General features: G+C 43.1%; 17 protein-coding genes. 15 read left to right on the forward strand and 2 right to left on the reverse strand.

The features are described from left to right. Positions 1–269 precede the first annotated feature (269 nt). Positions 270–1,337, reverse strand: coding sequence for a maleylacetate reductase (locus PG901_RS12735; RefSeq protein WP_271134652.1), 1,068 nt, complete (start codon positions 1,335–1,337; stop codon positions 270–272). A gap of 53 nt (positions 1,338–1,390) precedes the next feature. Further along, positions 1,391–2,308, reverse strand: coding sequence for a LysR family transcriptional regulator (locus PG901_RS12740; protein ID WP_271134653.1), 918 nt, complete (start codon positions 2,306–2,308; stop codon positions 1,391–1,393). Positions 2,309–2,495: 187 nt separating this feature from the next. Here PG901_RS12740 and PG901_RS12745 point away from each other — a divergent pair, with 187 nt between their 5' ends. From PG901_RS12745 to PG901_RS12815, 15 genes are all read left to right on the forward strand, one after another. Then, on the forward strand, positions 2,496–3,668 hold the full coding sequence (locus tag PG901_RS12745; protein WP_271134654.1) for a muconate/chloromuconate family cycloisomerase: 1,173 nt from the start codon (positions 2,496–2,498) through the stop codon (positions 3,666–3,668). A 42-nt stretch (positions 3,669–3,710) separates the two neighbouring features. Next, positions 3,711–4,001, forward strand: a complete 291-nt coding sequence (gene catC, locus PG901_RS12750; protein ID WP_011513602.1) for a muconolactone Delta-isomerase — start codon at positions 3,711–3,713, stop codon at positions 3,999–4,001. Between the two features lie 99 nt (positions 4,002–4,100). Then, positions 4,101–5,024: a catechol 1,2-dioxygenase gene (gene catA, locus PG901_RS12755; protein WP_149408309.1), complete on the forward strand. Its 924-nt coding sequence runs from the start codon at positions 4,101–4,103 to the stop codon at positions 5,022–5,024. A 128-nt stretch (positions 5,025–5,152) separates the two neighbouring features. Next, positions 5,153–6,538: a benzoate 1,2-dioxygenase large subunit gene (benA, locus tag PG901_RS12760; protein ID WP_201629013.1), complete on the forward strand. Its 1,386-nt coding sequence runs from the start codon at positions 5,153–5,155 to the stop codon at positions 6,536–6,538. A 62-nt stretch (positions 6,539–6,600) separates the two neighbouring features. Further along, positions 6,601–7,098 (forward strand): benzoate 1,2-dioxygenase small subunit, encoded by a 498-nt coding sequence (gene benB / locus PG901_RS12765; protein WP_020443471.1) that lies wholly within the window; start codon positions 6,601–6,603, stop codon positions 7,096–7,098. 65 nt (positions 7,099–7,163) lie between these two features. Continuing rightward, entirely contained in the window at positions 7,164–8,180 is a 1,017-nt protein-coding gene (benC, locus tag PG901_RS12770; RefSeq protein WP_271134655.1) for a benzoate 1,2-dioxygenase electron transfer component BenC, read from the forward strand. 86 nt (positions 8,181–8,266) lie between these two features. Next, entirely contained in the window at positions 8,267–9,346 is a 1,080-nt protein-coding gene (locus tag PG901_RS12775; protein WP_238069921.1) for a 2-keto-3-deoxygluconate permease, read from the forward strand. A 71-nt stretch (positions 9,347–9,417) separates the two neighbouring features. After that, on the forward strand, positions 9,418–10,197 hold the full coding sequence (locus PG901_RS12780; RefSeq protein WP_271134656.1) for a 1,6-dihydroxycyclohexa-2,4-diene-1-carboxylate dehydrogenase: 780 nt from the start codon (positions 9,418–9,420) through the stop codon (positions 10,195–10,197). 78 nt (positions 10,198–10,275) lie between these two features. After that, a complete protein-coding gene (benE, locus tag PG901_RS12785; RefSeq protein ID WP_201544689.1) occupies positions 10,276–11,505 on the forward strand; it encodes a benzoate/H(+) symporter BenE in 1,230 nt (409 codons plus the stop codon). A gap of 112 nt (positions 11,506–11,617) precedes the next feature. Then, the gene (locus tag PG901_RS12790) at positions 11,618–12,307 is read left to right on the forward strand and encodes a 3-oxoacid CoA-transferase subunit A (RefSeq protein ID WP_271134657.1); all 690 of its coding nucleotides are present in this window, start codon (positions 11,618–11,620) and stop codon (positions 12,305–12,307) included. Between the two features lie 59 nt (positions 12,308–12,366). Further along, a complete protein-coding gene (locus PG901_RS12795) occupies positions 12,367–13,032 on the forward strand; it encodes a 3-oxoacid CoA-transferase subunit B (protein WP_271134658.1) in 666 nt (221 codons plus the stop codon). 17 nt (positions 13,033–13,049) lie between these two features. Continuing rightward, positions 13,050–14,288 (forward strand): 3-oxoadipyl-CoA thiolase, encoded by a 1,239-nt coding sequence (pcaF, locus tag PG901_RS12800; protein WP_271134672.1) that lies wholly within the window; start codon positions 13,050–13,052, stop codon positions 14,286–14,288. Between the two features lie 54 nt (positions 14,289–14,342). After that, a complete protein-coding gene (gene pcaD / locus PG901_RS12805; protein ID WP_271134659.1) occupies positions 14,343–15,122 on the forward strand; it encodes a 3-oxoadipate enol-lactonase in 780 nt (259 codons plus the stop codon). Between the two features lie 424 nt (positions 15,123–15,546). Then, positions 15,547–16,908, forward strand: a complete 1,362-nt coding sequence (locus tag PG901_RS12810) for an aromatic acid/H+ symport family MFS transporter (protein WP_271134660.1) — start codon at positions 15,547–15,549, stop codon at positions 16,906–16,908. 361 nt (positions 16,909–17,269) lie between these two features. After that, positions 17,270–17,803 carry a DUF2058 domain-containing protein gene (locus PG901_RS12815; RefSeq protein ID WP_271134661.1) on the forward strand — a complete coding sequence of 178 codons (534 nt, stop codon included), beginning with the start codon at positions 17,270–17,272 and terminating at the stop codon, positions 17,801–17,803. Positions 17,804–17,849 lie beyond the last annotated feature (46 nt).

Genomic DNA, 17,849 nt, shown 5'->3' on the forward strand with positions numbered 1-17,849 from the left:
GGCAGCGGGTCTACGCAATACGGGTTAATGACTGACGTGGTTGAATAATTGCTGAGAGAGTATGCATGGGTAATTACTTATGTGTACAGCTCAGCAAAGTCGTTGTCAGCGAGATGGCTTACTTTATACAAGTGCAGTTCATTTGGTTGTTAGTGGACTTGGAAATTTGTTAGCGAATAATATTGTCACAGCAACCTGCTTGTTTGATATGTGCTCTCTGATAATTTTGAGGTAGTTCAACTTTGAAATCTACAGATTTATAATGATACTTAAGCAGGCGGTAAACCTTTATAAGCTCTTTGTAATAAGCCTTCTAATTCATCGTAATTGTATTCACGAGGATTATAATAAGGGCTGTCACACACCATCCTTGCCACATCAGCGGGACCCTCTTCAGGTAAACCAATATCTTTTAAAGCCAATTCAATACCTAGAGACTGGTTTAGACGGTAAATTGCCAAGCCAACTTCTTCACGGCTGCTGACGTCCAAAGCCTCTGCCAGTCTATCCATCGCTTCAATATCAGCGTTACGATTGTAGTGTACTGAATACGCAAGCGTAATGGCATGTGCTTGCGCATGCGGTAGGTTAAAAGTGCCACCTAGGGTATGGCAGATTTTATGGTGAATGGCCATACCAACCGAACCAAGACAAACACCCGCAAGCCATGCACCATAGCTTGCTTTTTGACGGGCTGAAATATTGGTGAGCTCTTTGACAATCACAGGCAAGGAAGACTTTAATGCTTTGATAGATTCAATCGCCATCAGGCTGATGATTGGGTTTTTATCCTTAGCATATAACGCTTCTACAGCGTGTGCCATAGCATTCATACCTGAGCAAGCTGAGATTTTAGCGGGTAATGCTTGGTTTAACTTCGGATCATAAATCACTACCTTAGGTAGGACATGACTGTCTTTGCCAGTGGTTTTTAGATTGTTTTTGGTCAAACCATAAATGGCTGTCATCTCGCTACCGGCATAGGTAGTCGGTATGGCAACGATAGGTAAATGTGTTTTCAAAGCAATTATTTTTGCAAGTCCAATTGTAGAGCCGCCGCCCAAAGCCAGACAACAATCAATATCACTCTCTTTGGCAAATTCTACTGCTTTATTCGCCACGTCAACTGGCACATGCATGACAGCATGCGGATACACGCCTGCACAGATTTCTTGTAGTTCTTTTGCCAATTTACGACCCGCTTCTTCTTGACCCGGTGTCGTAATCACTAATACCTTATGATAACCATGCTGAAGTAATATATCTTTGGTTTCAGCTGACTTTCCCACGCCAAAATGAACGTCAACTGGTAAGGCTTTATAATGAAATTCTTGCATAAAATTATCCTTTTATGAGTTCATATTAGGATTCTTAATGAGTGCAGAGTCTCTCAAATTTGCTCACGCTTATAATCAAACCCTTCTTCATCGTAAATCTGATAAGTCACCTCCAACAATGTTTTTAATAACTCTGATTTGTCAAAGTGTCTCACACTCATGACGATAGGCGAGGTTAAAAGCCCGTCCTCGAAAGGAATATAAGTCACTTCCTGACTCCGCAGATGCTCAAGCGTTTTTGGTACGATAGTCAAGCCCTCGCCTGCTGCTACCAACCCTAACGCAATATGCAGCTCACGTACCTCAGTAAAATAGTTTGCTTTTAGATTGCGTGCCTCAAACAACTCTAAGACATAGTCAATAAAACTAGGACGAGGTGCCATCGGATATAACAATAAGTTTTCATTGGTTAAGTCCATTAAACGAATGCTCTTTTGCTTCTCTTGTGCCAAACGATGTTTAACAGGAACAGCTACAACTAAGCTCTCCCCTCTTAATAGTAATCGCCTAATAGAAGCGTCTTCGAATAATAACCTTCCATAACCAACATCTATTTTACCCTCTACCAAGCTTTGTGTTTGCTGCCAAGAGTTTAATTCATATAACTTAATTTCTATATTTGGATAGACCTCTCTGAAGCGCGCAATCACTTTTGGCAATATGCCATATAATATCGACGATACAAAACCTATAGAGAGTGAGTTGTCAAAATTACCTTTACGAAAAGTCATAGCACGCAGATCATCTGATTTCTTTATTATCTGCAGCGCATGATCATAAAAAAACTCGCCAGCTTCAGTAAGTTTTAAAGGGCGATTGTCCCTATCAATGAGCGTGACGCCTATCTCTTCTTCTAATTGTTTTATCTGACGGCTCAGTGGTGGTTGTGAAATAAACAAACGCTCTGCTGCCTTATTAAAACTTTTTTCCTCTGCCACCGCTACAAAATAGCGTAAATGTCTCAATTCCATTGAATGTTATTCCTTGAGTGATCTATAAGCTTATCGATACCTAAAGAACATAACATGGTGCGGGTTGGTTATCAAAATACCTAAAAGGTATTAATAATAGACTAAATGGGTCTTAGACATGTCGTTATACAGCAACTATAGTTCTTATTAAGCATAAGGAAGCAGCATTAACTTAATAGGGACTGTTATGATTCGTTCAATTAATACTTTATTGGTACCGATACCTACTATAAGAGCTCATAAGCTCGCTTGTACCGTTATGAACGAACAAGTTTTGGTGTTGGTGCACATTCAAACAGAAGATGGCTATGAAGGTTGGGGTGAAGCAACCACCATTGGCGGTCTAAGCTACGCAGAAGAAAGCCCTCATAGCATCAAGACTAATATCGACACCTACTTTACGCCTCTTTTATTAAAAGAACAGCCTACTAACACAGCAAAAGCCATGCAGCTGCTAAATCTTCATATCAATGGCAACCGCTTTGCAAAGTGCGCGATTGAAACTGCCCTACTCGATATCGAAGGCAAACGCCTAAACCTACCAGTAAGTGAGCTGATTGGTGGCCGTGTTCGTGACCGTATCGAAGTGGCATGGACGCTTGCCAGCGGCAATACAGCGACCGATATCGCCGAAGCTAAGCGCATGATTGAGCAAAAGCGCCATCGCATTTTTAAATTAAAAATCGGTAGCAATCCGATTATTGATGATGTTGCCCACGTATTGGCTATCAAAAAAGCGCTGCCTGATTGCCGCATTACGGTTGATGTTAACCAAGCATGGACAGAGCTTGAGGCAATGCAAGGTATTAGCCTATTGCAAGCTGGCGGCGTTGATTTAATAGAACAACCTGTCTCAATGCGCAATAAAGCCGCACTAAAACGCTTAACCGAACATTTCGATGTAGCCATTATGGCGGATGAAATTGTCCAAGATCCTCAGAATGCCTTTCATTTAGCAGCAGATCATTATGCTGATGTTTTTGCCGTGAAAATAAATCAAGCAGGCGGATTAAAAGCAGCATGCTTAATCGGACAAATGGCACATCTAGCAGGTATCGAGCTCTATGGTGGCACCATGTTAGAAGGTCCTATCGGTACGGCCGCATCCGCCCATGTATTCTCAACCTATCCCAGTCTAAATTTTGATACAGAACTTTTTGGTCCTTTACTATTAACCGAAGACGTTTTAGTACAGCCTCTTGATTATCAAGATTTTGGTTTAAATGTACCTACGGGCGCAGGTCTTGGTATCGAAGTAGATAGCGATAAAGTCTATCACTACGCCAATCAAGCAATCAATAATTCACTTAAATCATCGAAGCCGCAATTTGCCACTAATGCTCAAACTGAAATACTGTAACAGCTAAAAAAATTACCCGTCATCAAATATAAGGAAATAATTATGTTATACCACGTCAGAATGGATGTCTTAATCCCAACAGATATGGATGCCGACAAGGTCAACGAGCTTAAAGCCACCGAAAAAGCATTATCACAAAAGCTCCAAGAGCAAGGTAAATGGCGTCATATTTGGCGCATAGCCGGTCAGTATTCTAACTTCAGCATCTTTGATGTTGAGAGTAATGAAGAGCTACACGACATTATGATGTCATTACCGCTCTATCCGTACATGAAGGTTGAAGTGACACCATTGTTACGTCATCCATCATCTGTTCGTAGTGATGACAGCTAAAGCAAGCCAGTACAGCTGATATCAGAACCTATAAAAACTGAGTAAGAATACTCACTGTAATTACCCCTTAATAAAACAGTCCTCAACAAGGAGAGAGACATGGAACGCAGCCAAATTGAAGCATTAGCCACTCAGTTCATCAAAGGCAAAATCGACTTCCCTGAGCAAGTCAATCCACGCGTACAAGAGATTGTCTTGCGTATCGTGACCGACCTTATGCAAACCATTAACGACTTAAAAATCACTGCAGATGAATATTGGTCTGGCGTTGAGTTTATCGGTGATTTGGGCAAAGAAGCTGGTTTATTATCACCAGGCTTGGGTTTCGATCACTTCATGGATTTAATGATTGAAGAGGATTTAAAAGCAGCCGGTCTTGACGGTGGTACTGTGCGTACTATTGAAGGTCCACTCTATGTCGCTGGTGCGCCAGAAGAAAAAGGCTTCGCGCGTCTAGATGATGGCACTGACCTTGACAATGGCACCGTGCTATTTATGCAAGGCACTGTTTATGGTGAAGATGGAAAGCCTCTTCCAAATGCAAAAGTTGAAGTGTGGCATGCCAACAGCTTAGGTAACTACTCTTTCTTTGATGAATCACAGTCTCATTTCAACTTACGTCGTAGCATCATTACCGATGAAAACGGAAATTATGCATTCCGCAGCATCGTGCCGCTAGGTTACTCGGTACCACCAGAAGGAATGACGCAAAAAGTATTGGGCGCGCTAGGACGTCACGGTCATCGCCCAGCTCACATTCATTTCTTTGCCAGTGCTGATGGTCATCGCAAACTGACCACGCAGATTAACATCGATGGCGATGAGTACCTATGGGATGACTTTGCTTTTGCAAGCCGCGAAGGTTTGGTACCAGAGGTAACGATGGTCGAAGATGCGGACAAGCTAAAAGAAAAAGCGCTTGATAAGCCTTACGCAAGTATCGACTTTGACTTTCATTTAGTAAAAGACATTGACCAAGCTATACAAGGCAGCGAAGTAGAACGCCGCCGTGCTCAAGGTTAATGGGCACTCACATTAAATAGCATTCATTAATAACGATTAGCGACTTACGTTTGATATGTCCTCAGTTGTCGTATCAAACGTTAGCTTCTAATCTCATTTTATACCGTCATTATACAAGGAAGGCAGCCATGAGCGAGCGTATCAATCTAGTACCTGAAGGATCAGACATCACTATTGATGATTTTTTAGAAGAGAACAGTGAAAAAGGGATTTATCGCCTGCATCGTAGCGCCTTCACTAACGAAGAGTTGTTCGAGCTTGAGATGAAGTACATCTTTGAAAACAATTGGGTGTATTTGGCTCATGAGTCTCAAGTTCCTGATAACAACGACTACTACACCTCATACATTGGTCGTCAGCCTGTTATTCTTGCCCGCAATAAAGAAGGCGAGCTGCATTGCATGATTAACTCATGCTCACATCGTGGTGCACAGCTCTGCCGACATAAAAAAGGCAATAAAGCCACTTACACCTGCCCATTTCATGGTTGGACCTTTAACAACTCAGGTAAGCTGCTTAAAGTTAAAGATCCAAGACATGCAGGCTATCCAGAATGCTTCAATAAAGAAGGCTCACACGACCTAAAACAAGTGAAGATGGCCAATTATAAAGGCTTTATCTTTGCCAGCTTAAATGATGATGTTCAGTCAATCGAAGACTGGCTTGGCGGCTCTACCAAAATTCTTGACATGATTGTCAATCAGTCGCCAGAAGGTCTAGAAGTGTTACGCGGCACCTCAACCTATACCTTTGATGGTAACTGGAAACTGCAAGCTGAAAACGGTGCCGACGGCTATCACGTATCAGCCGTCCATTGGAACTACGCTGCGACAACTGCGCGCCGCAAAGAAGCTGAAGCTGTCAAAGAAGACAATATCAAAGCCATGAACGCTGGCAAATGGGGTCGACAAGGCGGTGGGTTTTATTCTTTTGAAAACGGTCACATGCTGTTATGGACACAATGGGAAAACCCACAAGACCGTCCAAACTATGCTTATCGCGATGAGTATGTCGCCAGCTACGGTGAAGCCATGGCGGACTGGATGATTGGGCGCTCACGTAACTTATGCCTATATCCAAACGTCTACATCATGGATCAGTTCAGCTCACAAATTCGCATGCTCCGCCCTATCGCGGTTGACAAAACTGAAGTCAGTATCTGGTGTATCGCACCAAAAGGCGAAAGCGATGAGGCACGTGCACGCCGTATTCGTCAGTATGAAGATTTCTTTAACGTTACTGGTATGGCAACACCTGATGACTTAGAAGAGTTCCGCTCGTGTCAAGAAGGTTATAACGGTATCAAGCTTGAATGGAATGATATGTGCCGAGGCTCTGAGCATTGGATTCAAGGTGCAGATGAAGGCGCTGCCGCTATTGACCTCAAACCTTTAATGAGTGGTGTTAAGACTGAAGATGAAGGACTATATACCGTCCAACATCGCTACTGGCATGAAGAGATGAAAAAAGCTCTAGAGCAAGAGCAGCAGCTACACGGTGCTAATAGCGACTAATACATTTTTATTATTACTCTGCTATTTATTGTAGAACTGACAAAAAAATAAGGATATCAATCATGAAAAATGCAACTGTTAACATTGAAGACATTAGACAGTTTCTATACCGTGAAGCGCGTTTATTGGATGAGAAAAAATGGGAAGAATGGCTCACTTATTACGATGAAGACTGCCCTTTCTGGATGCCAAGTTGGGATGATGATGGTCAGCTCATCAGCGACCCACAACGAGAAATCTCGCTGATTTATTATCCGGATCGCCGTGGTCTTGAAGATCGTATCTTCCGCATCGAGACTGAGCGCTCATCAGCGACCATTCCTGATACGCGTACCACGCACAATTTATCGAATATTGAATTACTCGAAGACAATGACGGTATTGTGACGGTGCGTTTCAACTGGATCAACAAGTCCTTTCGCTATCACGAGACCAATACCTATTGGGGTTACTCTCAGTACAAAATAGACATGACTCAAGACCAACCAAAAATCTTGGATAAGTATGTGGTCTTAAAAGACGACTATGTGCATCAAATCATGGACGTCTATCACGTCTAATCATTATTCACTCATTATTTAGCCACTAGCTTTTAATTAATACGTGTTGAAAAGGGATATTTCTCATGGAATATAATATTGCTCTACAGTTCGAAGACGGCGTCACAGGCTTCATCAAATGTGAAGCCGACGAAACCGTCGTCGAAGCCGCTTATCGTCAAAAATTTAATATCCCTGTGGATTGCCTTGATGGTGCTTGCGGTACTTGCCGTTGCCATTGTGAATCTGGCAGCTACGACATGCACCCTGATATGTATATCGAAGATGCACTGACAGAAGCTGAAGCTGCTGAAGGGTATGTACTCACCTGTCAGATGATTCCAGAAAGCGACTGCGTGATCAAAGTACCAACCTCCTCTGAAGCCTGCAAAGTCGGCAAGTCTGTATTCAAAGGCAAACTACAACAGCTGAATGTACTGTCAGAATCTACCATTCACTTTGGCGTCGAAGTCGACAATCCAGATGCACTAGTATTTTTGCCAGGTCAGTATGTCAATGTCAGTATTCCTGATTCTAACGAGACACGCTCCTATTCATTTAGCTCTATACCTAGTGCCAATCAGGCCGAATTTGTCGTCCGCAATATTCCTAACGGCAAAATGAGCACCTTTTTATCTGATACTGCGACTATAGGTCAAGAGATTAATTTTGAGGGTCCATTTGGTAGCTTTTACCTGCGCCCTCTAATCCGCCCAACTCTATTTCTAGCAGGCGGTACCGGTATCGCGCCTTTTTTATCGATGCTAAAAAGTTTAGAGGTGTCTGGTGCCCATCATCCTGTCAGGATGGTCTACGGCGTCACCAACGACTTTGATCTTATAGAAGTTGAGAAACTAGAAGAAGTCAAACAAAACCACCCTTGGTTTGACTACCGCACCTGTGTCGCCACTGAAGACAGCCAGCATGAGCGTAAAGGCTATGTCACCGGTCATGTTGATAATGAGTGGCTGAACGATGGTGACGTCGATGTCTACTTGTGTGGTCCGTTAGGGATGGTGGATGCGGTGAGTAACTGGTTAGACAGCAGCAATCTAAAACCGAGTAATTTTTACTATGAAAAATTCACGCCTAGTGAAAAGTAGGTTTATACCATAAATGTAATGATTACAGACTATAAGAAAGGTTTAAGAATTTACATAGGAATCACGTCATAAAGGACAACGTGAAGATGGAAAACATTGATAGTTATACAGGCCTAGACAGGCTTTTGCTCAAGCTTCTAAAAATACCAGGTGCATTAATGATTGTGCCTCTATTTCTTGGAGTAATGTTCAATACTTTTGCACCGCAAATATTAGATATTGGTAGTTTCACTACAGCTCTTTTTAAAAACGGGCTTGCAGTCTTAATCGGACTATTTTTCCTAGCTGTGGGCTCTCAAATTAGTTTTAAAACTGCATTACCATCTGTAGAGAAAGGCCTTGTATTGCTAATCTCAAAATTTGGTATTGCTGTCATTTTTGGGCTTTCTGTTGCCTTTTTCACTCCAGAAGGTGTGCTTTTTGGACTGTTACCTATAGCTATTATTGCTGCAATGTCTAACTCAAACGGATCGCTTTATGTAGCTCTCACAAGTCAGTTTGGAAACCAAACAGACAAGGGTGCAATTTCAATACTTTCTATTAATGACGGACCTTTTCTTACTTTAGTTGCACTTGGTGTAGCAGGACTTGCAGCATTTCCTTTACTAGCTCTTTTTGCTGCAATTTTCCCAATGATATTCGGATTTATTCTTGGAAATAGCAGCACTATTGCTAGAAAATTTTTAGAGCCAGGTGAAAAATTAATCATTCCTTTCGCCGCATTTGCTATTGGAGCCGGAATTAATCTAGAAGTATTACTAGGACAAGGCTCCATTGGCATTCTATTAGGAGCTGCAACTGCCATACTTTCTGGGGGCACTGCACTGATTGCTCTGTATTTTTGGCATAGGGCTCGCCGACATCCTAGATCATGTAGAAACCTAGTTGCTGCAGCTTCTGAAGCCAGTGTAGCAGGGAATGCTATTGCAACCCCTGCTATGGTTGCTGCCCTAGATCCAAGCTATCTTGCTGTACAGGGGGCTGCAACTGCACAAATTGCGGCTGCAGTAGTAACTACTGCCTTTATTTTGCCTTTCTTCGTTGCTTGGTTAGCCGCTTGGCAAAAACGACATGGCATTTCACCTGAAAACGAGGAAATGTTCTACGAAGGAAAGAATATAAAGCGTGAACATATTTTAACAAAAGAAGTAGATATAAAAATTTAAAGCTGACAGCCATTCAAGGTGACTTTGATGCATGATCTTATAAACTGATTTTAGTTCTTTAGGAGGTAGCAATGAGTAAAAGATTTGATAATAAAGTATGTATCGTCACCGGTGCCGCTCAAGGCATCGGACGCGGTGTCGCATTACGCTTAGCAAGTGAGGGCGGAAAAATCGTCATGGCAGACTTTTCTACATTAGTAGAAGAGGTGCTGGCTGAAATCATTGCTGATGGCGGAGAAGCCGTTACCATTCAAGCTGACCTTGAAACCCATCAAGGTGCTAAAGAGGCTATTGATAAGGCACTTGATAGCTATGGGCGTATCGATATATTGGTCAACAATGTCGGCGGCGCAATATGGATGAAACCTTTTACCAGCTTCTCTGAAGCAGAAATCCAAAAGGAAATCAGCCGCTCATTATTTCCAACATTATGGTGTTGTCATGCGGTATTACCAACCATGGTCAAACAGCAATCAGGCACTATTGTTAATGTGTCCTCTATCGCTACTCGCGGTATCAACCGCATACCCTATTCGACAGCGAAAGGCGGCGTGAACGCCATGACCGCATCGCTCGCTTTTGAGTATGCAAACGATGGTATCCGTGTGAATGCTGTAGCAACTGGCGGTACTGAAGCGCCGCCCAGAAAGATTCCACGTAACGCCAAACCATTAACTGATGATGAAAAATCATGGATGAATGCGGTGGTTGATCAGACCATTGATCGCACCTTTATGAAACGCTACGGCACGATTGATGAGCAAGTCAATGCCATCTTGTTTTTAGCATCCGATGAGTCTTCTTATATCACTGGTAGTACCATTCCTGTGGGCGGTGGTGACGAAGGCTAATAATAAATCTGCCAATTAGTAGTAGCATGCATCTTAATTTGCAACCCCGTAACGAATGCTAATTTGCAAGGAAGCAATATGGCCTCTGTAATCCAAACCTTAAAAAACGACTGGTCGCTCTCCGCATCGGTTGCAGGGTTCTTAGCGGTTCTTATTTCTTATGCGGGTCCTTTGATTATTTTTTTTCAGGCCGCACAAGCCGCACAAGTATCAGATGCCATGATGGCGTCTTGGATTTGGGGTGTCTCCATCGGTGCTGCCATTCCTGGTATTTATTTATCTATTAAATATAAAACCCCGGTTATTACAGCATGGTCCGCCCCTGGTACCGCTTTACTGGTTACCCTATTTCCACAGATGAGTATTAATGAAGCTGTTGCCGGTTATATCATCTCAGCGATTGTCATATTTATTGTTGGAGCGACAGGTTACTTCGACAAAATATTAAAATGGATTCCTAACGGTATTGCCGCTGGCATGATGGCAGGGATTCTATTTCAATTCGGCTTAGAATTATTTAAAGCCACTGATAGCATGCCATTTATCGTCTTTAGCATGCTCGGTTGCTATTTATTAGCCAAACGCTTTTCGCCGCGCTATACGATGATATGGGTATTGATATGCGGTGTTATCTTAAGCGTCTTACTTGGCAAAATGAACCCTGTTCATTTCGATTTAGCCGTTACCATACCTACTTTTATTGCCCCTGAATGGTCGTGGAACTCAACGTTTAACCTCGCTATACCACTCATCCTTGTGAGCTTAACTGGCCAGTTTTTACCCGGTATGGCTATTTTAAATCTTAGCGGTTACGACACGCCAGCCAAGCCTATTGTGAGTGTTACAAGCCTCGCCTCGTTAGCAGTTGCATGTGTTGGTGGTATCACTATCGTACTTGCCGCTATCACAGCCGCGCTTTGTACTGGTAAAGATGCGCATGAACTTAAGGAAAAGCGCTATATCGCAGGTGTCGCTAATGGCATCTTCTATTTATTTGGCGGTTTATTTGCTGGCAGTATCGTGATGGTATTTAGCTTGCTTCCAAAAGAGCTTGTCGCGGCACTGGCCGGTCTTGCATTAATCGGTGCCATTTCTGCCAATATCACCATTGCTATGAAAAATGATGAGCAAAGAGATGCAGCGTTAATTACCTTTTTGGCCACTGCATCGGGTATGAGCTTTTTGGGATTAAGCTCTGTGTTTTGGGGCATTCTTATTGGCATGATTGCTCACTATATTCTGACCAAAAAACGCCTACTACCAACATCATCTATCTCATTAACGACCTCTAATAATGAAGCCAATTAAGAGTAACTCGCTTACAAAAAATTTAAGTAGTGTCAGAGCAATGAGTCCAACCCATGTACCACTTATTAATTTTAAAGACACTACCTCATATGACTTTTTATAGGATATAAACATGATTAACAAAGCAGATAAAAATATTGCTGACGTACTTAGTCAAATCAAAGATGGCGCTACCATTATGATTGGCGGCTTTGGCACAGCGGGTCAACCGGCTGAACTCATTGATGGACTTATTAATTTAGGCGTAAAGGATTTGGTCATCATTAATAATAATGCCGGTAACGGCGACCATGGCCTTGCCAAGCTCTTAAAAACGGGTGCTGTGCGTAAAATCATTTGCTCTTTCCCGCGTCAATCGGATTCTTGGGTATTTGATGAGCTTTATCATGCTGGCAAGATTGAGCTGGAGCTAGTACCACAAGGGAATTTGGCTTGCCGTATTCAAGCAGCAGGTATGGGACTCGGTGCGGTATATACGCCCACAGGCTTTGGTACTTTACTCGCAGAAGGTAAAGAGACTCGAGAAATCGATGGTAAAGACTATGTTCTTGAATATCCGATCAAGGCTGATTTTGCTTTAATTAAAGCTTCTAGAGGCGATCGTTGGGGCAACTTGGTGTACCGCAAGTCTGCCCGTAACTTTGGTCCTATCATGGCAATGGCGGCTGATATTACTATCGCCCAAGTCTCCGAAACGGTTGAGCTTGGCGCGCTTGATCCTGAGCACGTTATTACGCCGGGCATCTTTGTGCAGCATGTGGTGCAAATTCAGCCTGCTAGCACTGAATCTGCTAGCGCTTAACTTTCTAGCACAGCTACTACAGCCACCGCTTAATACTGCTAATTATAAGGATCATAATCATGAGCCATACTTCCTACACTGTTTTGACCCGCGATCAAATCGCTGAGCGCGCTGCACAAGATATTCCAGATGGTGCCTATGTCAATTTAGGCATCGGACTACCAACCAAAATTGCGCAATACTTACCGGATGATAAAGATGTATTTTTGCATTCAGAAAACGGCTTATTAGCTTTTGGACCACCACCTGCTAAAGGCGAAGAGGATCCCGAGCTGATTAATGCCGGAAAAGAGTACGTCACCATGCTCGATGGCGGTAGCTTCTTTCATCATGGCGACTCCTTTGCCATGATGCGCGGTGGTCATATCGATATTTGCGTATTGGGTGCGTTTCAAGTGGCCGCCAATGGTGATTTAGCCAACTGGAGCACCGGTGCGCCAGATGCAATACCTGCTGTTGGCGGCGCTATGGACTTAGCCGTCGGTGCCAAAAAAGTCTTTGTGATGACCAATCACACCACCAAAACTGGCGACCCTAAAATCGTTAGCAAGCTTACCTACCCCGTGACTGGCAAAAACTGTGTTGATCGTATTTATACTGACTTATGTGTCATTGATGTCACTGATAAAGGTTTGGCCGTCACTGAAATGGTCGATAGCTTAAGCTTTGCGGACTTACAAGCATTGACGGGTGCGACGCTAATTGACGCTACAAATTCAAAATAATAAAAAGGACAAGGATGATGACTGATTCAACCACTGGTTTAAATAATGCTTATATTATCGATGCCATTCGCACCCCTTTTGGTCGCTACGGCGGCGGTCTAGCACCAGTACGTGCCGATGATTTAGGGGCTATCCCTATCAAGGCGTTAATGGAACGTAATGCCAATGTCGATTGGGTACAAGTAGATGACGTCATCTACGGCTGTGCTAATCAGAGCGGTGAAGACAACCGCAACGTCGGACGTATGTCGTCGTTACTAGCTGGCTTACCTTATCAAGTGCCTGCCACTACGGTGAATCGCTTATGCGGCTCGTCAATGGATGCGTTAGCGATAGCGGCGCGCGCGATTAAAGCGGGTGAAGCCAACCTTATTATTGCAGGTGGTGTTGAGAGCATGAGCCGTGCGCCATTGGTAATGGGCAAGTCAGATCAAGCGTTTAGTCGTAGTCAAAAGCTCGAAGATACCACGATGGGCTGGCGCTTTATCAATCCAAAGCTTGATGAGCTATATGGCACGGAAACGATGCCGCAAACCGCTGAAAACGTCGCAGAGCAGTTCAATGTCAATCGCGCTGACCAAGATGCATTTGCATTACGTAGCCAACAACGTACCGCAGTGGCGCAAGAGGCAGGGTTTTTCAAAGATGAGATTACTCCAGTCAGCATCCCGCAACGTAAAGGTGATCCTGTCAACGTCGATACTGACGAGCACCCTCGTACTGATACCACGCTTGAGAAGTTGACCAAACTACGCCCTATCGTCACCGCAGAGGGCACCGTGACGGCTGGCAACGCGTCAGGTATCAATGATGGCGCAGCGGCTTTTTTAGTGGCATCAGAGCAAGCGGTCAAAGAGTTTAATCTAAAGCCGCGTGCACGTATTGTGGCCTCAACTACGGTAGGCGTTGAACCGCGTATTATGGGCTTTGCCCCAGCACCGGCGATGAAAAAGCTGCTTAAGCAAACTGGACTGTCAATCGATGAGATGGATGTCATTGAATTAAACGAAGCTTTTGCCGCCCAAGCTCTCGCCTGTACACGTGACTTGGGATTGGCTGACGATAGCGCGCGCGTTAATCCGAATGGCGGTGCCATTGCCCTTGGTCACCCACTTGGTGCCTCAGGAGCACGTTTGATTTTAACAGCACTCAATCAACTTGAGAAAACTGGCAAGCGTTATGCCATCTGCTCAATGTGTATTGGCGTTGGGCAAGGTATCGCAATGATTATTGAGCGGGTTAATTACCAAGCGTGATACTCATCCCTACATATGCCTTCAACATTTTAATCCTAAATAAGGATGCTTAGTATGCCCATATTTAATAACCAAGAAATTGCCCTAAACTATGCCACTTTTGGTGATAACAGCAATCCTGCTCTGATATTTTCTAACTCTTTAGGTACCAGCTATCATATGTGGCAGCCGCAAATCGATGCCTTACAAAACGATTATTTTATTATCTGCTACGACACCCGTGGCCATGGTAAGTCTTCTGCACCAACAGGTCCTTATAGTTTGGATCAGCTTGGACAAGATGTGATTGATTTGCTTGATCATTTAAACATTGATAAAGCATTTTTTTGTGGCATATCTATGGGCGGCATGACTGGTCAATGGCTAGCTATCAATCATCCTGAGCGCTTCCATCACTTGATGCTATGCAATACCGCCGCAAAGATTGGTAATGAAGCGGCCTGGGTAGATCGCGCGCAATTGGTACGTGAGCAAGGACTAAAACCTATCGCCGCTACCGCTGCTTCGCGTTGGTTCACAGCAAGTTTTATCGATAACTATCCTGATGTCGTTAAAGCATTATCTGACGCTCTCGCAGCTGGCAGTAGCGAGGGTTATGCCAGCTGCTGTGAGGCATTATCTGTCGCTGATACTCGCGAGCAGTTAAAGAGCATCCGCGTGCCTGTCACAGTGCTTGCAGGCGCTGAAGATCCAGTGACAACGATTGCCGATGGTCAGTATATGGTCGATCACATCCCTAACGCTACGCTCGCCATCATCGATGCCTCGCATATCTCAAATATTGAACAACCTGAAGCATTTAATCAGCTTGTGCGACAGTATTTGAAACACTAATAGTGCTATAGCCTTTGTCCAACTACACTCACTGCCATTTGCAATGTTGGCGGTGTTTGTATGACGGCTATTGTTCACATTTAGATTGCTCATATATCTTTTAGATATATGAGCAATCTTTTTTTACCTATCTTTTAATAGATATTAGCTATTAATAATAAGCACATATTTTTCTCATAAAAAAACAAATATAACGGATATCCGTAACCTGATTGGTTATTAAGGCGTTTGCTTAAAGAAAATCTCTTTTTTTATTTTCTGCTTCTTTTATCAAAGCTATCTATACACTCTTACACTCCCATCTGTTAATAAAAACGCCATACCTTCTAGGTATAAACTAATACTTAGATAGTTTTTGACTTGATCATTAGAAAACAATAACTTGTTAGACACTTATAAGGATATTACCCATGGAGAAATACGAATGGAATCACCAACCTTAAACATCAATAAAGTTATTGATGAAGCCAAATTTGCTCCTTTTCATTGGAAGGTACTGTTTTGGTGTCTACTGATCATTATCTTTGATGGTTATGATCTTATTATTTATGGCGTGGCTCTACCGTTACTCATGGAGGAGTGGTCATTGACCGCGGTACAAGCAGGCTTTCTTGCTAGCGCAGCACTCTTTGGCATGATGTTTGGTGCCATGATTTTTGGTACTTTGTCTGATAAAATCGGTCGAAAAAAGACCATCATGATCTGCGTCGGTCTATTCAGTAGCTTTACCTTTTTCGGTGCTTTTGCTAATGGTCCGATGCAGTTTGCTGCTTTACGCTTCATTGCTGGTCTTGGTATCGGCGGCGTGATGCCCATCTGTGTAGCGCTGACCTCTGAATATGCCCCAAAACGTATCCGTAGTACTCTGGTCGCTATTATGTTTAGTGGTTACGCGATAGGCGGAATGGCATCAGCATTATTAGGATCGTTTTTGGTGGTAGATTACGGTTGGGAGATTATGTTTTATATTGCAGGAATACCTACCCTGCTATTGCCAATTATCTGGAAAATGCTTCCTGAGTCCTTAATGTATTTGGTCAAAGAAAAAAGACATGATGAAGCCAAAAAAATCGTCCGCAAACTTGCACCACAAGAGACCATCACGGCTTCAACCAACTTAATATTAGATGAACCAACCAAAGGCGATGACGCTCCTATCAAAGCGTTATTCCTAAAAAACAGAGGTTTTACCACCATTATGTTTTGGGTAGCCTTCTTTATGTGCTTGTTGATGGTATATGCTCTCGCCAGCTGGTTACCAAAGCTTATGATTCAGGCAGGTTACTCGCTAGGTGCTAGTATGCTGTTCTTATTTGCGCTCAATATCGGCGGTATGGTCGGTGCTATTGGTGGCGGTGTACTGGCTGATAGATTCCATCTGAAACCTGTTTTGACCGTTATGTTTGCTTTAGGTGCGGTGTCGTTGATACTGCTTGGCTACAATAGCCCTCAGGTGGTGCTATATACTCTGATTGCCATTGCCGGAGCAACCACTATTGGCTCACAGATACTGCTTTACACCTTTGTCGCTCAATACTACCCGACTGCTGTACGTACGACGGCTATGGGCTGGGCATCAGGTATCGGCCGCATTGGCGCTATCGTAGGTCCTATCTTGACTGGAGCATTACTGACACTTGAGCTAAGCCATCAAACGAACTTCTTATTTATCGCCATCCCCGGTGTTATTGCCGCTATTGCGATTTTCCTTGTTAACTTAAATGCTGCGGTTGATGGTAAAAAGAGTCGAGTACAAGCAGGGCAGTTAGATACATCGGCGGCCTAAGTCAAATATGAGAGTCAAGAATCTTTCTTAAGTATATTTTTACCATATAACCATCGAACTATCTAAGATGAATTTATAGCTTAAATTCATCTTAGATTCACCATACTTATTGAATATATGAGGTTTTCAAGAAACTAGTAACCTTTTTTATTGACCAAAAATTGGTTTAATAAATCTAATTCTAAACACTGCTTCTAACTCTCGCTAAATTTATACTATTACTCATCAGAGTTCTACGTCAAATAATTAATAGCCCGCTCAATGTGATGACATGTCTGGGCAAAATTTGTTACCATGACTTTTTAAACACTATGATTTAAGTAATTTCAGATTTAGGCAATTTCACTTAGGTAATACAGACATGGCCAAAAATGCCCTACAAGAACAACTCTTAAAAGCTGGATTGGTGGATAGCAAAAAAGCCAAAAAAATCAGCAAACAGTCGCAGCATGCCAAGCGCACAGGCGACGCATCAAACCTTGAAGCCAAAAAAGCCTTGGCAGAAGCCCAAGCCAAAAAAATAGAAAAAGACCAAAAGCTCAATCAGGAAAAACAGCAACTTTTAGAAGAAAAAATGCTAAGAGCAAACGTTATTCAGATGATTAAGCAACACCAAATCACAGAGACACAAGGCGATGTCACCTATCAGTTTGTTGACGACGCTAAAATTAAAAAGATTTATATCACCCAAAAGCTCTATGACCAGATAGTAGCAGGTCATGTGGTGATTGCGCGCTTAGAAGACGATTACGCCCTGCTCCCGCGCCCCTTGGCTGACCGCATCAACTCCAAGCTAGAAGGCTTTATGGTGGTATCGAATGATAAGTCAGAGGTTGAGCTGGCAGAAGATGACCCTTATGCCGCTTATGTCATTCCAGATGATTTAATGTGGTAGGTAGTAGTTATTCATCATTTCGCTAACAAACCCCCCTGTATAGCTG

This window comes from Psychrobacter sp. ANT_H3 (genome assembly GCF_027919975.1).
GTDB classification, from domain to species: Bacteria; Pseudomonadota; Gammaproteobacteria; order Pseudomonadales; family Moraxellaceae; genus Psychrobacter; species Psychrobacter maritimus.

Bases quoted from the DNA above. Each gene is read 5' to 3' on its own strand.
- PG901_RS12735 (WP_271134652.1), bottom strand. From the start codon at position 1,337: ATGCAAGAATTTCATTATAAAGCCTTACCAGTTGACGTTCATTTTGGC.
- PG901_RS12740 (WP_271134653.1), bottom strand. From the start codon at position 2,308: ATGGAATTGAGACATTTACGCTATTTTGTAGCGGTGGCAGAGGAAAAA.
- PG901_RS12745 (WP_271134654.1), top strand. From the start codon at position 2,496: ATGATTCGTTCAATTAATACTTTATTGGTACCGATACCTACTATAAGA.
- catC (WP_011513602.1), top strand. From the start codon at position 3,711: ATGTTATACCACGTCAGAATGGATGTCTTAATCCCAACAGATATGGAT.
- catA (WP_149408309.1), top strand. From the start codon at position 4,101: ATGGAACGCAGCCAAATTGAAGCATTAGCCACTCAGTTCATCAAAGGC.
- benA (WP_201629013.1), top strand. From the start codon at position 5,153: ATGAGCGAGCGTATCAATCTAGTACCTGAAGGATCAGACATCACTATT.
- benB (WP_020443471.1), top strand. From the start codon at position 6,601: ATGAAAAATGCAACTGTTAACATTGAAGACATTAGACAGTTTCTATAC.
- benC (WP_271134655.1), top strand. From the start codon at position 7,164: ATGGAATATAATATTGCTCTACAGTTCGAAGACGGCGTCACAGGCTTC.
- PG901_RS12775 (WP_238069921.1), top strand. From the start codon at position 8,267: ATGGAAAACATTGATAGTTATACAGGCCTAGACAGGCTTTTGCTCAAG.
- PG901_RS12780 (WP_271134656.1), top strand. From the start codon at position 9,418: ATGAGTAAAAGATTTGATAATAAAGTATGTATCGTCACCGGTGCCGCT.
- benE (WP_201544689.1), top strand. From the start codon at position 10,276: ATGGCCTCTGTAATCCAAACCTTAAAAAACGACTGGTCGCTCTCCGCA.
- PG901_RS12790 (WP_271134657.1), top strand. From the start codon at position 11,618: ATGATTAACAAAGCAGATAAAAATATTGCTGACGTACTTAGTCAAATC.
- PG901_RS12795 (WP_271134658.1), top strand. From the start codon at position 12,367: ATGAGCCATACTTCCTACACTGTTTTGACCCGCGATCAAATCGCTGAG.
- pcaF (WP_271134672.1), top strand. From the start codon at position 13,050: ATGACTGATTCAACCACTGGTTTAAATAATGCTTATATTATCGATGCC.
- pcaD (WP_271134659.1), top strand. From the start codon at position 14,343: ATGCCCATATTTAATAACCAAGAAATTGCCCTAAACTATGCCACTTTT.
- PG901_RS12810 (WP_271134660.1), top strand. From the start codon at position 15,547: ATGGAATCACCAACCTTAAACATCAATAAAGTTATTGATGAAGCCAAA.
- PG901_RS12815 (WP_271134661.1), top strand. From the start codon at position 17,270: ATGGCCAAAAATGCCCTACAAGAACAACTCTTAAAAGCTGGATTGGTG.